The following is a 12,380-nucleotide window of genomic DNA, read 5'->3' on the forward strand; positions in this document are numbered from 1 at the left end:
CTCAGCGGCTCTTGGACTCCAGATGCCGTTGCTCGGGCAAGTTGGTCGCCCGGCGAGCGGCAGCGGCGTAGGCCTCCCGCGCTCCGGACCGGTCGCCGGCCAGATCCAGCAGTCGTCCCCGACAGGCATCGACCCGGTACGACCCGGCCAGCGACGGTTGGGAGGCCGTGAGATCCAGTTCCAGCAGGCCCTTCTCGGGACCGTGCACCATGGCGAAGGCCACCACCCGGCCCAACATTGCGACCGGCCCCGGTGCGGCGACCAGCAGCAGTTCGTACAGTCCGAGGATCTGCCGCCAGTCGGTGACCTCGGTCGACGCTGCCTCGTCGTGCACCGCCGCGATCGCCGCCTGCAGCTGGAAGGGCCCGACAACAGCGGTGCCCAAGGCTTTCTCGATGATCGCGCTGCCCTCGTCGATCAGATCCCGGCGCCACAGGTCACGGTCCTGCTCGTCCAGCGGCACCAGTGCGCCGTCCGCGCGGACCCGAGCGGGCCGGCGGGCGTCGGTGAGCAGCATCAGCGCCAGCAGCCCGGCGATCTCCCCGTCGGCCGGCCGCAGCGCGTGCAGCTGCCGGGCCAGCCGGATCGCCTCGTTGGACAGGTCCGCGCGCAGCAGCGACTGCCCGGAGCTCGCCGAATAGCCCTCGTTGAAGGTCAGGTAGAGCACCTGCAGCACGGTGGCGATCCGCCCGGGCAGCTCCGTGGCCGGCGGCGGTTCGAACCGGCCACCGGCGGCCCGGATGCTCTTCTTCGCCCGGCTGATCCGTTGTGCCACTGTGCTTTCCGGCACCAGCAGCGCCGTGCCGATCTCGGCAGTCGACAGGCCGCCGACCGCCCGCAGGGTGAGCGCGACCTGCGAGGTCTGGGTCAGCGACGGATGGCAGCAGAGCAGGTACACCAGCAAGGTGTCCTCCTCGGAGCCCGCCGGAGCGGACTCGCCGGCGACGACCTGCTCGCGCCGGTGCCGGGCGGTGTCGCTGCGCCAGATCTCGGTCAGCCGGCGGGACGCCACCCGGACCAGCCAGCCACGTGGGTTCGCCGGCATCCCCGAGGCCGGCCACTGCTCGGCGGCGTCGATCATCGCCTCCTGGACGGCGTCGTCGGCGGCGGCGAAATCCCCGTAGCGGCGGCCGATGTCACCGAGCACCAGCGGGGCCAGCTCGCGCAGCACGGACTCGACGGGACCGGGCGGAACAGGGCCGGACATCAGTCGTCGAGCAGGCTCATGTCGAACACCTGACGGACCTCGACCGGCGACCCGTTGCGCGCGTCCGGCACCATCGCCGCCAGTTCGATCGCCCGTTCCTTGCTGTCGCACTCGACCAGGTAGAAGCCGGCCACGTACTCCTTGACCTCGGCGAAGGGACCGTCGGTCGCGATGTGCCCGTCCTTCGAGGTGACCCACGTCGAGTACTCCGGCCCCGGCAGACCCTCGGAGGCGACCAGCTCGCCGGTCCTGGCCAGCTCCTCGCTCAATGCCATGTGGTCGGCGCCGAAGGACGACCGCTGCTCCTCGGTCAGCGCGTCCCAGATCGTCCAGGACTTCGGGTTGCTGTGGATCAGGATCAGGTAGCGCATGGTGCTCTCCTCGCCTCGGCCACGATGCCAGTCATCGTGCACCAGGGTGTCGCAGCCGGGTCGGCCGTTCTCGACATGGCCCCCTGCCCCTCTACCCTCGGAGTCGTGACCGACCTGCAGACCGCCCCGGACCGGGTGCGCGCCCGGCGCCGTCCGGCGGTCGCCGGTGGCGCCGGACCGGCCGAGCACCGCGAGCTGCCGGTCTACGAGGCCGGCGGCGTCGAGGTGCCGTTCGTCATCGCCGGGTCGCAGGAGGAGATGGCCCGGAACACCTCCTGGGCCGAACACTCGCACCCCACCCACGAGCTGCTGTGGAACGAGCGCGGATCGTCGTCGGCCACCGTCGGCCCGCGGACCTGGACCATCACCCGGACCATCGGACTCTGGATCCCCGCCGGGGTGCGGCACTCCGGCTGGACGCCGGCCGGCACCCTGCTCCGCGCCGCGCTGCTGCACATCGACCGGGCGCCGGCGATCGCCGACGGGCCGGTCGCGGTCGGCATCACCCCGCTGCTGCGTCTGCTGCTGGACCGTCTCACCAGCGAGGAACTGTCCGACGAGTCACGGGCGATCACCGAGACCATGGTGATCGACGTGCTCACGCCGGCGCCGCGCGAGTTGCTGCTGCACGTGCCGACCGCCCCGCTGCTGGCGCCGATCGTGCAGACGGTCGCCGACCGTCCTGCCGACGACACCACCCTCGCCGGCTGGGCGTCCCGGCTCGGGGTGAGCACCCGCACCATCACCCGCGCCTTCCACGCGGAGACCGGTCTGGGCTTCGGTCAGTGGGTCGGCATGGCCCGGTGCCGGCACGCCATCGTGCTGCTCGCGCAGGGCGAGGACATCGAGGATGTCGCCCGCAGCGTGGGCTTCGGCTCTTCCAGCGCCTTCAGCACGGCCTTCCGCAGGACCACCGGGATGAGCCCCGGCCGGTTCCGCACGCAGTAGGCGTCAGGCTCCCGGCGCCGCGGCCAGCTCCAGGGTCTTGCGGACGAAGGACCGGGCGTAGCCGTCGAGCCAGCGCAGGTACTCCGGCTGGTCGGAGACGACGAGCATCTTGTGCGCCTCCCAGTCGGCGCGGGCGGCGGTGAGGAAGTCGTCGGGCAGCCGGGAGGTGCTGATCGCCATCAGGCGCTCGGCGGCGTCGATCATCCGGAAGGTGGCCAGTTCGGGAGTCTCGGTCATCGAGGTGACGGAGCTGGAGACGAGGTAGACGATGACCTCGAAGAGCTCCTGCTCGAGGGTGGGCTGCTCGCTCACGGGCGGGTGACCTCCATGGGGGTGCCGAACTCGTTGGACCAGACCGAGTACTTCAGGCTCTTCACCGCGGCCGGGGTGCGCGGGGGGACGAACCCGACGGCCACGGTCACGTCCGGGCGGATGTGGTCGGGCAGCCCCAGCAGCTCGGCGGCGATGCCGTCGGCCCAACTGGTGACCGTGCAGACACCGATGCCGACGGTCTGCCCGATCAACGCCAGGTAGGCGGCCGCAGCGCCCGCGTCCAGCCGTGAGACATGTTCCACACCACGGGGTCCCAGGGCCTCCAGGGCCCGGTCGACGTCCGTGCACAGGGCGATCATGGCCGGCGCGTTGTTGATGAACCCGGGCAGCACCTGCCGGGCCGCACGCATCTTCGCCGGGTCGTCGACGACCACGACGTGTCGCACCCCGGGGCGGGCCTGCTGCGCGCGCACCGCACCCCAGGCCATCACGTTGAGCACCTCCCGCGGCACCGGCCGGTCCTCGAACTCGCGGTGCATCCGGCGGCGGCGCATCGTGGTGATGACATCGACCGGGGTCGGTGGCGTCATGGGGCTCCTCGCGGCACGGATCGGGTCGGTCCCGGTCACCCTAGGCGACCGGGACACGGCCGGGCCGTGCGCGCAGCCCGGTGCGAGAACGATCACCGTGCGCGCAGCACGGCCCGCTCGAGGTCGTCCTGCGCCTTCGCGAGCAGGTCGCGTGCCGACTGGGCCCGCGCGATCGCGACCGCCTGCTCCAGGTCCGCGACCACGTCGGCCACCGGCCGACCGGACAGCTCCCGCGCCCGGGCACGCAACCGGTGCAGTTCGGCGTCCCACAGCGAGTTCCCGGACCGCGCGGACTCCGCGATGGCGTCATCGAGCCGGGTCGTCGCCTCGGCGAGGTGGTCGTCGGATCCACTGCGCACCAACAGATCCGCGTACAGACCGACATGGTGCGACCGCATCACCACGAACTGTTGCTCCGGCAGCAGGTCGACGATCTCCCGCATCCGCCCGGTCCCGCCCTCGATCCGGGCTGTGGCCCATTCCGCCACGATGCCGAGGTAGCTCAGGATCGGGCCGAGCCCGACCTCGTCGGCGATCCGCACCGCCGCCCGGCCGTGGCGCAGCGCGGCCGGCACATCACCGCGGAATGCGTGCGCGACGCCGAGCACTCCCTCGATGTTCGCCCGCGCCGCCGGTTCCGGAGTCCGCAACAACACGGGGATGTCGGCCAGGTCGGGCCCGGCCTCGGACCACCGACCGGCGAGAGCGAAGGCGGCCAGCCGCCACGGCCCGATGGCCTCCACCGGCACGGTGATCATCCCGACGGGGACCTCCTCGTCGAGTCGCCGCGCCAGGTCCCGCGCGGTGCCGAGAGCGTCGATCGCCTCGTCCGGCCGCCCGATCTGCAGGGCGCACAGACCCCGGGCGAACTCGCCGCCGAGCGTCATCAGGTCGTCGCCGGCGGCAAGCCCGCGGGAGATCATCTCCTGCGCCAGCGCCGCCGCCTCGACGAAGTCACAGGTGAAGAACGCTGCGGCGAAGGCATTCTGCAGTCCGGCCAGCAGGTCACGGTCGTTGCCGAGCCGGCGGACCAGCGCGGTCATCCGGTCCCGCTGGGCCACGAAACCGGGGAAGCCGGCGTGGTAGGACAACGCGTAGAGCGACGAGAGCCGGGTCCTGGCAGCCATTTCCACACGGTCGCCGGCCTCGCCCTCCAGCCGGGCCGTGAGATCGACAGCGGTGACCAGCAGCTGCTCGGCCCCGGAGTAGTGGCCGCGCCGGTGCGCGGCGTCCGACGCCGCGATGCAGAGCCGCGCCGCCTGCAGCAGTTCGTCCTCGCTCCCGGAGGCCGCGAGGTGGTGCACGATCCGATCGGCGCCGGCGACCGTGTCCCCGCCCGTCCGGGCGAGCAGCGCGGCGGCGGTCCGGGCATGCCAGCGCCGCCGTCGGGCCGGCCCGATGTCCTCCAGGAGCGTCTGCTGGACCAGTGCATGGTGGAAGCGGTGCCGCCCCGGCGCACCGGGCTCCGACCCGAGGAGCCCCGAGGCCGTCGCCCGGTCGACCGCCTCGTCGATCGTTTCCTCGTCCAGGTCGGTGATGTCGCGGAGCAGATCCGGGTCGAAGGTCCGCCCGACCACCGCCGCGGCGCGCAGCACGGTCTTCTCGTCGGCGGGCAGGCGCTCGACCCGCCGCAGGATCACCCCGCGGATGCTGTCCGGAACCTCGGTGGTGACCCCCTCGTCAGCACCGGCGCCGCCGGCATCCCGGTCGGTGACCAGCAGCCGGACGATCTCACCGACGAAGAACGGGTTGCCGCCGGTGCGCTCGGCCAGGGCATCGGTGGTGGCGTGGTCCAGGACCGTCCCGGTGCGGTCGGTGACGTAGTCGCGGACAGCGTCCGGGCGCAGGCCGGGCAGGTCGAGCCGGTGCACCCGCCCGGTGCGGGCGAGGGCGGCGAGCAGCTCCGCACCACCGGGTCCGCCGTCGTCGGACTGCGCGCGGGCCGTCAGCACCAGGGCGAGCCCGGAAGCGAGGCGGTGGGTGACGGCGTACTCGGTGAAGCGCCGGGTCGCGGGATCCGCCCAGTGCACGTCCTCCAGCAGCACCAGTACCTTCCGCCGGTCCGTGACCGCACCCAGGAAGTGCAGGATCCCGTCGAACATCCGGACCTCGGAATCCTCGATGGTCCCCTGCGGCATCCGCGATCCCGGCGCCGGGCCGGATACCAGGTCCGGGTCGAGGGCGAGTACGGCCGAGCCCCGTCCGGCCACGGCCGCGGCGACCACGTCCTCGCCGACGCCGCGGGCGATCTCCCGCAGCACCTCGACCCACGGCCAGAGCGGCGGGACGCCCTCGTGGTCCCAGCTGCGACCCCATGCCACGACGATCCCGGGATCGGCGGTCCCGGCCAGCTCGTCCAGCAGCCGGGTCTTGCCGATGCCGGCCTCGCCGGTCACCGCGACCACCGCGGGATACGGTGCGGCCCCGCTGCTGTCCAGGATCTCGCGGACCCGTGCCAGCTCCCGCTCGCGCCCGATCAACCGGGTCGACGACGCCTGCTCCGTACGGTCGGCCGGCGCTTGTTCCGGTGGTGCAGCCGGGGCGGTCACCGCCCGGGGGCCGGCCGTGACCGCGCCGGCCGGCAGGTCGAGATCGGTGTCCTGGCGCAGGATCCGCTCGTGCAGCGTCTGGAGCTGCCTCGACGGGTCGGCACCGAGTTCGTCCGCGAGCAGGCCCCGGACCGACTGGAAGACGGTCAACGCATCCGCCTGCCGCCCACTGCGGTAGAGCGCGAGCATCAGCGCGGCCTGGATCCCCTCGCGCAGCGGGTCGGCGGCCACCATCGTCCGGAGTCGCTCCACCAGCAGTGCGTGCCGCCCGCGGGCCAGGTCGACGTCGATGCCGATCTCCTCCAGCCGGCCGTACAACCCGGTGAGCCGGGTCGCTTCGTTCCGGGCGAAGGCAGAGGGGATGTCGGCGTACGGTTCGTCCCGCCAGAGCGCTCCGGCCGCGGCGAGGGCCTGCTCCGCCGGCCCGAGATCTCCTGCCCGGAAGGATGTATCGGCCTCCGTGACCAGGCGGGCGAACCGGGCCGCGTCGACCGCGTTTGTCGGTACCGACAACCGGTAGCCGGGTGCGACGGTTTCCAGCGGGCCCGGCCGGGTGTCGTCGGGCGATCCGGACCCGCGCAGCCCGGACCGCAACCGGGAGACGTAGGCGTGGACCGTGGTCAACGGGTTGGCGGGCGGCGCCCCGTCCCAGATCCGGTCGACGAGGGTGTCGATCGGCACCACGTGTCCGGCGTCGACCAGCAGGGCGGCCAGGGTGGTCCGCCGGCGTGCCGGACCGAGTTCCAGGGTGCGCCCGGACCGCAGCGCGCGCAGGGGACCGAGCACCTCGAAGCTGATACCCGGCCACTCCGCTGCGGGCGACATGCTGCCTCCTCGGGTGCGCCGGTCGGTCGGAATCTATCGCGGTGGACCGGTCGGCCACCGGTGGTGGCGCCGGCAGGTGCGGTCAGCCCGACGGATCGAGGTCCACCGGATCCACGAGGTCGACCCGGTCCGCGGGATCGACCGGGCACCCTGAGCGGGCGGGGTGTTCGGCAGTCGCGGCCGGTACCGGCGCGGGGGCGGTGCCCAGCGCGATGGCGATGCGCTCGGCAGCGGTCAGTGCGGGCCCGGGGTCGGGCGCGGGGTGGGGTTCCACCGGTTCTCCTTCGTCGCCGGCCGTCGGACCCGTCGGATCGGCGGGCATCGGCTGGATGGCACGTCCGGACCAGCGTGACCCGGCGCGCTTGCCCGCCCCTTGCGTGACGCTTGCGTGGCAGCCGGACGGTCGGTTCCGGTGACGCGGGGTGACGGCCGGCGGCAGGATCCGCACGTCCGGGTGGCATTCCCCCGGAGGGCTGGCCGCCGGGCGGGTGGCGGGCGAGACTGCCCACGGCGCAGCGTCCGTGGCGCCTCCCCCGAAGTGATGGAGAGTCGTCGTTGTCCCGGTCACGCCGCATCTTGTCGCTGCTCGCCGGTGCGATCGTCGTCGCCGGGTGTGCCGGCGCACCGCAGGCGGCCCCCGCGATCTCCGACGCCGCCGACGACGGTTCCGCGGTGCCCGCCATCTCCTTCCGGCTCGCCGACGACTGGCTGCAGAACGGGATCCGGATCGGGGCGTCGGTGTCCGGCGGCCCGGTGATCACCATGCTGACCGACACCGGATCGAACGGTGTGGTGATCTCCCGCAGCTATCTGGGTGAGGACTACACGGTGCCGGACCCGCAGCAGTCGTTCACCGGCTTCACCTATTCCTCCAGCGGCAACTCCTACGACGGCGAGTGGGTGCTGGCCACTCTGGAGTTCTCCTCGACCGTGGACAGCGCCGGACCGACGGCTCGGACGTCGCAGATCCTGGTCCGCGCCGTCGACCGGATGTGCAACCGGCAGCAGCAGTGCACCGACGATCCCGAGGTCGCCATGCTGGGTGTCGGTTTCGACCGCGAGCAGGACGGCACCGAGGCGGTCGAGTCCCAGGCCGGCCCGGGCATCAACCCGTTCCTGCACCTGGAGCAGATGGATGCGGGGACCCTGGACGCCGGCTACTCGATCGGCAGCGGCCTGTTGACCCTCGGCGTCGACGACACCTCCCGCTCGGGTTTCGCCACGGTGCCGCTGACCCAGGCCGGCGACGACTGGCGTGCGCCCACCACCTGCATCGCGGTGGCCGGGTCGGTGCCGCCGCAGTGCGGCACCCTGCTGCTGGACACCGGGCTGCCCTACGCGATCGTGCAGACGGAGGACGGCGTGCAGCCGCCGCTCGACGGGACGTCCTCGATCGGCCGCGACGAGGTGGCGAAGGGGCAGCAGATCTCCGTCACTGTGCCGGATCTCGACGACACGACGATCTACGACTTCACCGTCGGCGGCCCCGGCGCACCGACCGAGGTGTCCTGGGGCCACGACCTGCTCGCCCGGGACGGCGGAGCGTTCATGAACATCAGCCGGTTCGCGCTCAGCGCCACCGACTACCTCTTCGACGCCACCACCGGGGTTGTCGGGTTCCGGGTCCTCTGACAGCGCTGCCGCAGGTTCAGACTCCGCGCCGGGGCAGGCCCGCCTTCGCGTAGCACTCGTCGATCAGCTCGGCGGTGGCGATCGAGTCGGCGGCGGTGAAGGCGAAAGGTGCTCCGGTGCGGATGGTCTCGGCCACCGCCTGCAACTGGTAGGTGTACGACGTCAGGTCACCGTGCGGCTGCTCGCTGCTGCCGGCCGGCCCACTCAGCAGCAACCGGTTGTCCAGGTGCGGGACCGCGAACGCCGGCGACACGGCGGTACCGTCGGTGCCGCTCACGGTCCAGGTCATCGTCCGGTCCGCGGCGTTCATGTCCCAGACCAGCCGGCCGGTGATGCCGCCCGGATAGCTGACGTCGACCTCCATGGCCGCGTCCATGTCCGGACCCTTCAGTGTCACCTCGACCGCGCCCAGCACCGGGTCGCCACCGATCCATGATCCGAAAGCCCGTGCGGCACTGAGCACGTAGCAGCCCAGGTCCATGGTGGCGCCACCGGCCAGCTCCAGGGACCACCGCGGGTCGGAGTCCGGCGGACCGGGGATCGCCAGCACGATCTCGACGTGCCGGATCGAGCCCAGCCGCCCGGAGGTCACCGCATCGCGCAGGGCGTGGTTCACCGGGTGGTGCAGGTAGTGGAAGCCCTCGAAGAGCCGGCCGGGGGACTCCGCGGCGAGTGCGCACACCCGCCGGGTCTGCTCCGCGTTGCTGGTCAGCGGCTTCTCCGACAGCACGTGCTTGCCGGCCCGGAGCGCCGCGATGTTCCACTCCTCGTGCAAGGAGTTGACCAGCGCGTCGTAGACCAGGTCGACGTCCGGGTCGGCGATCACCTCCGCGTAGGAGTCGTGGACGGTGCGGACATCCCGCTCGGCGGCGAAGGTCTCGGCCCGGGAGCGGTCCCGTGCCGCCACCGCGGTGAGTGCATGACCCAGCACCCCGGCCGGCTGCACGATCCCGTCGTCGGCGATGCGGGCGGCTCCGAGGATGCCGATCCGGAGGGGTGGCGTCATCGCGGCGGCTCCTCTGCACGTTGGCGACTTGGATCGTTCCAAGTGCTGCGGTGGTGAGTATGTCGCCACGATCCCGGCGGGTCAAGGGTGCGGGTTGGATCGTTCCAGGTGGGTCCTTCGCCGGGAGTCCGCGAGACCGGCCCGCCGCACCGGCACGCACGTCAGCCGAAGATCTCCCCGGTGCGCTGTTCGCGCAGTGCCCGCAGGTGCACCGCGGCCCAGGTCCGGAACGGCCGCCAGTTCTCCGACACCTCGTCGACGGTCCGGCCCGGTCCGTACTGCTCCTCGACCTCGGCCTCCAGCCGCCCCTCGTGGTGCGGCACACCGTCCGGGTGGTTGGCGCCGCGGAGCACCACCAGTTCCGCCGCGAACGGACCGATACCCTTGATGGACAACAGGTCCCGTGCCGCGGTGTCCGGGTCGGCGTCGCGCAGGGCCGCCCCGTCCAGCCGGCCGTCCAGCGCCGCCTCCGCCACGGCGTGCAGGTACTCGGTCTTGCGTCCGGGCAGATCCAGGTCGAGCCCGCGCAGTCTCGCCGGCGACGGGAACGCACCGCCGTCGCCGTGCCGCTCGATCACCCCGGCCCGCAGCACCGCCGCCTGCCGGATCCGGATCCGCTGGGACAGCACCGCCCACGCGGCGGCCTCGTACGGCGAGTGGAAACCGCATGGCCGCAGGCCCGGTAGTTCGGCCTGCGCTCTCCGGATCACCGGATCTCGGTCGGCGACGTCCGGCCAGGCGGTGCCGTCGATGTCCAGCGACAGGAACCGCGCCACCTGCGCCGCCGCGGCGTCCAGGTCGCCGTCGCCGGTCACCACGATCGCCGCCCGCGTCCCCTGCTGGTGGACCACCGCCGACGCGGCCGACCAGTCGGCATCCACCCGGAAGACGGTGCTGATCGACGTGTCCTGCTGCTCGCCCGGCGGTAGCGCGGCCGGCAGGAAGCCCTTCCAGAACGTCCGGCTGGTCTCCAGCGACCAGGGCCCGACGACGTCGAGGGTGACGTGGTGGCGGGACATGCGAACCTCCCGGGCGGGTCAGTCGTGCACGGTGACGGCGTAGCCGTCGGGATCGGTGAACGTGAAGGTACGGCCGAACGGGCCGTCGAAGGGCGGCACGGTGATGGTCACGCCGGCCGCGGCCATCGAGTCGTGCAACTGCTGGGCGTCATCGCAGGCCAGCCACAGCGCAACACCGAGCCCGGGACGCGCACCGTCGGCGTCGAGATCGACGCCGGGCGTGGTCTCCCGCACGGCGAACGCCGGGGTGGTGGTGAACACGACCGCTCCGGGCGGGGCGGCGGGCGTCCGGGTCAGGCCCAGTTGCTGCTCGTAGAAGTCGGCGGATCGCTGCAGGTCACGCACCTGCAGGGAGATGAAGTCCGGTCCGGTGACGGTCATGGCTGGTTCCTCTTGTCGAAGGGTTGCTGCCCTATGTCAGCACCCTGACACTACCACCATGTGTCAGCATGTTGACATGACGGAGACGGTGGGCCCGGTCGCGCAGTCGGTCGGCTACGTGCTGAAGCAGGTGGCGAGCCGGCTGCGCGCGGCGATGGACGAGGTCCTGCGCCCGCTCGATCTCACGGTGTCGCAGTACGTCTGCCTGGAACTGCTGAAGCAGCAGCCGGGTATGTCGAACGCCGACCTGGCCCGGGCCGCGTTCGTCACCCGGCAGTCGATGAACCTGGTGCTGCGCGGACTGCAGGACCGCGGCCTGCTGTCCCGGCCGGAGGTCGCGGAGACCGGCCGGGCCCTGCCCACCGAACTCACACCGGCCGGCGGGCGGGCGCTGGCCGCGGCCAGCGCGGCCGTCCGGGGGGTGGAGAAACGCATGCTCGGGCCGCTGAGCGGGCCCGAGCAGCAGCGGTTGCTCGGTGATCTCACGCGCTGCGCGCAGGCCCTGGTCTGAGGGCAGTCAGCCGCCGGTCAACAGCGCGGCGAGGTCCCGTCGGCTGTTCACCCCGAGTTTGCCGAAGATCTTCTTGAGGTGGTCCTGCACGGTGTGCGGCGACAGGTGCAGTGACGTGGCGATCGCCCGCGTGCTGGCGCCCTGCAGCACCAGCAGCGTGACGTCCTCCTCGCGGGTGGTCAGCCCGTGCGCCGCGAGGGTCAGTCGGCTCAGGTCGGTGTGCGGGGTCGGCTCGATGGTGACCACCACGTCGTTGCCGCCCGGCGGCCCGGACAACGGTGCGGCCCGCAGGCTCAGCCACCAACCGTGGCCGACCTGGGTGCGGCTGTCGGTCGGGGCGCCGCTGGTGCGGGTGTGGGCGACGACGGCCAGGATGTTGGCCGGCGGTGAGCCGTGGTCGTACCCGCCCAACTGCTCGATCGCATCGGCGGCCGCCGGGGTGAGCTGGGTGACCCGGTCCTGCGCGTCGATGATCAACACAGCCGGGCCCTCGCCGCCCGACCGCAGCACCTGCCGGGCTCCGGGACGGAACATGCTGCGCTGCAGCGCTTCTGCGACCACCACTTCCAGGGCGACCACTTCGGCGCCATCCTTCGCGGTGAACGGCGGGTCGCCCGGCCCGCGGTACAGGCCGATCGCCCCCCATGCCACGCCCCGGCTCCGGAACACCACCCGGATCTCGTCGGTGAACCCGAACCGCAGGTGGTTGAACTCGCGGTGCCGGCGGCAGCGCTCCGGGTGTCCGTCGGTGTCGACCGAGAGCACGCCGACCGGCACGGCCCGCTGCGCGATCTCCACGAACCGGTTCACATCCGGCGGGCCGTACTCCTGGGCCGAGAACTCCTCGTCGCCCACTCCGAGATCACGGGTCTTCGACGCCCAGGTGACCAGGCCGGTGGCCGGATCCGTCGTCGCCAGGCAGGCGAAGTCGAACGGGACCCGTTGCCGGATCACGGCATAGACCGCATCCGCGACATCATTCCGGTCCGCGTCCGGAGCGAGCTCGCGGACGAGGATCTCGTCGAGCGGCCGCCTGGTGGTCACCTTCATGCCGATCACTATGGACCC

The 12,380-nt window shown here is 72.4% G+C and carries 13 protein-coding genes; 3 read left to right on the plus strand and 10 right to left on the minus strand.

All coding sequences use genetic code 11. The features are described 5' to 3' along the window. Position 1: 1 nt before the first annotated feature. Positions 2 to 1,207 (minus strand): RNA polymerase sigma factor, encoded by a 1,206-nt coding sequence (locus GIS00_RS13775; RefSeq protein WP_154768992.1) that lies wholly within the window; start codon positions 1,205 to 1,207, stop codon positions 2 to 4. Then, positions 1,207 to 1,578, minus strand: coding sequence for a YciI family protein (locus GIS00_RS13780; protein ID WP_154768993.1), 372 nt, complete (start codon positions 1,576 to 1,578; stop codon positions 1,207 to 1,209). Before GIS00_RS13780 ends, GIS00_RS13775 begins: the two co-directional genes overlap by 1 nt. Positions 1,579 to 1,713: 135 nt before the next feature. On the opposite strand from GIS00_RS13780, the gene GIS00_RS13785 reads away from it, so the two are divergent. Next, positions 1,714 to 2,526: a helix-turn-helix transcriptional regulator gene (locus tag GIS00_RS13785; RefSeq protein WP_407666868.1), complete on the plus strand. Its 813-nt coding sequence runs from the start codon at positions 1,714 to 1,716 to the stop codon at positions 2,524 to 2,526. 3 nt (positions 2,527 to 2,529) lie between these two features. Here the strand turns inward: GIS00_RS13785 and GIS00_RS13790 are convergent, their stop codons facing one another. The 4 genes from GIS00_RS13790 to GIS00_RS13805 form a co-directional block, all read right to left on the minus strand. Further along, the gene (locus tag GIS00_RS13790) at positions 2,530 to 2,838 is read right to left on the minus strand and encodes a DUF6092 family protein (RefSeq protein WP_154768994.1); all 309 of its coding nucleotides are present in this window, start codon (positions 2,836 to 2,838) and stop codon (positions 2,530 to 2,532) included. Continuing rightward, positions 2,835 to 3,389 carry a nitroreductase family protein gene (locus tag GIS00_RS13795; RefSeq protein ID WP_154768995.1) on the minus strand — a complete coding sequence of 185 codons (555 nt, stop codon included), beginning with the start codon at positions 3,387 to 3,389 and terminating at the stop codon, positions 2,835 to 2,837. Before GIS00_RS13795 ends, GIS00_RS13790 begins: the two co-directional genes overlap by 4 nt. A 92-nt stretch (positions 3,390 to 3,481) precedes the next feature. Beyond that, entirely contained in the window at positions 3,482 to 6,763 is a 3,282-nt protein-coding gene (locus tag GIS00_RS13800; RefSeq protein WP_154768996.1) for a BTAD domain-containing putative transcriptional regulator, read from the minus strand. 82 nt (positions 6,764 to 6,845) lie between these two features. Continuing rightward, on the minus strand, positions 6,846 to 7,037 hold the full coding sequence (locus GIS00_RS13805) for a hypothetical protein (RefSeq protein WP_154768997.1): 192 nt from the start codon (positions 7,035 to 7,037) through the stop codon (positions 6,846 to 6,848). 281 nt (positions 7,038 to 7,318) lie between these two features. Here GIS00_RS13805 and GIS00_RS13810 point away from each other — a divergent pair, with 281 nt between their 5' ends. Continuing rightward, positions 7,319 to 8,395: a hypothetical protein gene (locus GIS00_RS13810; RefSeq protein WP_154768998.1), complete on the plus strand. Its 1,077-nt coding sequence runs from the start codon at positions 7,319 to 7,321 to the stop codon at positions 8,393 to 8,395. A gap of 16 nt (positions 8,396 to 8,411) precedes the next feature. Here GIS00_RS13810 and GIS00_RS13815 read toward each other — a convergent pair whose 3' ends face one another. The 3 genes from GIS00_RS13815 to GIS00_RS13825 form a co-directional block, all read right to left on the minus strand. After that, positions 8,412 to 9,401 carry a Gfo/Idh/MocA family protein gene (locus GIS00_RS13815; RefSeq protein ID WP_154768999.1) on the minus strand — a complete coding sequence of 330 codons (990 nt, stop codon included), beginning with the start codon at positions 9,399 to 9,401 and terminating at the stop codon, positions 8,412 to 8,414. Positions 9,402 to 9,562: 161 nt separating this feature from the next. Beyond that, positions 9,563 to 10,420, minus strand: a complete 858-nt coding sequence (locus GIS00_RS13820) for a DNA-3-methyladenine glycosylase family protein (RefSeq protein ID WP_154769000.1) — start codon at positions 10,418 to 10,420, stop codon at positions 9,563 to 9,565. Positions 10,421 to 10,438: 18 nt separating this feature from the next. Beyond that, positions 10,439 to 10,801, minus strand: coding sequence for a VOC family protein (locus GIS00_RS13825; RefSeq protein ID WP_154769001.1), 363 nt, complete (start codon positions 10,799 to 10,801; stop codon positions 10,439 to 10,441). Positions 10,802 to 10,877: 76 nt separating this feature from the next. On the opposite strand from GIS00_RS13825, the gene GIS00_RS13830 reads away from it, so the two are divergent. Next, positions 10,878 to 11,312: a MarR family winged helix-turn-helix transcriptional regulator gene (locus GIS00_RS13830; protein WP_230313541.1), complete on the plus strand. Its 435-nt coding sequence runs from the start codon at positions 10,878 to 10,880 to the stop codon at positions 11,310 to 11,312. Positions 11,313 to 11,318: 6 nt separating this feature from the next. On the opposite strand, the gene GIS00_RS13835 is transcribed toward GIS00_RS13830, so the two are convergent. Then, a complete protein-coding gene (locus GIS00_RS13835) occupies positions 11,319 to 12,362 on the minus strand; it encodes a helix-turn-helix domain-containing protein (RefSeq protein ID WP_154769003.1) in 1,044 nt (347 codons plus the stop codon). Positions 12,363 to 12,380 lie beyond the last annotated feature (18 nt).

This window comes from Nakamurella alba, assembly GCF_009707545.1.
GTDB lineage: Bacteria > Actinomycetota > Actinomycetes > Mycobacteriales > Nakamurellaceae > Nakamurella > Nakamurella alba.

Excerpts from the sequence above, each read along its gene's own strand:
- GIS00_RS13830 (WP_230313541.1), top strand. The coding sequence starts at position 10,878 with ATGACGGAGACGGTGGGCCCGGTCGCGCAGTCGGTCGGCTACGTGCTG.
- GIS00_RS13820 (WP_154769000.1), bottom strand. The coding sequence starts at position 10,420 with ATGTCCCGCCACCACGTCACCCTCGACGTCGTCGGGCCCTGGTCGCTG.
- GIS00_RS13800 (WP_154768996.1), bottom strand. The coding sequence starts at position 6,763 with ATGTCGCCCGCAGCGGAGTGGCCGGGTATCAGCTTCGAGGTGCTCGGT.
- GIS00_RS13815 (WP_154768999.1), bottom strand. The coding sequence starts at position 9,401 with ATGACGCCACCCCTCCGGATCGGCATCCTCGGAGCCGCCCGCATCGCC.
- GIS00_RS13795 (WP_154768995.1), bottom strand. The coding sequence starts at position 3,389 with ATGACGCCACCGACCCCGGTCGATGTCATCACCACGATGCGCCGCCGC.
- GIS00_RS13775 (WP_154768992.1), bottom strand. The coding sequence starts at position 1,207 with ATGTCCGGCCCTGTTCCGCCCGGTCCCGTCGAGTCCGTGCTGCGCGAG.
- GIS00_RS13825 (WP_154769001.1), bottom strand. The coding sequence starts at position 10,801 with ATGACCGTCACCGGACCGGACTTCATCTCCCTGCAGGTGCGTGACCTG.
- GIS00_RS13835 (WP_154769003.1), bottom strand. The coding sequence starts at position 12,362 with ATGAAGGTGACCACCAGGCGGCCGCTCGACGAGATCCTCGTCCGCGAG.
- GIS00_RS13780 (WP_154768993.1), bottom strand. The coding sequence starts at position 1,578 with ATGCGCTACCTGATCCTGATCCACAGCAACCCGAAGTCCTGGACGATC.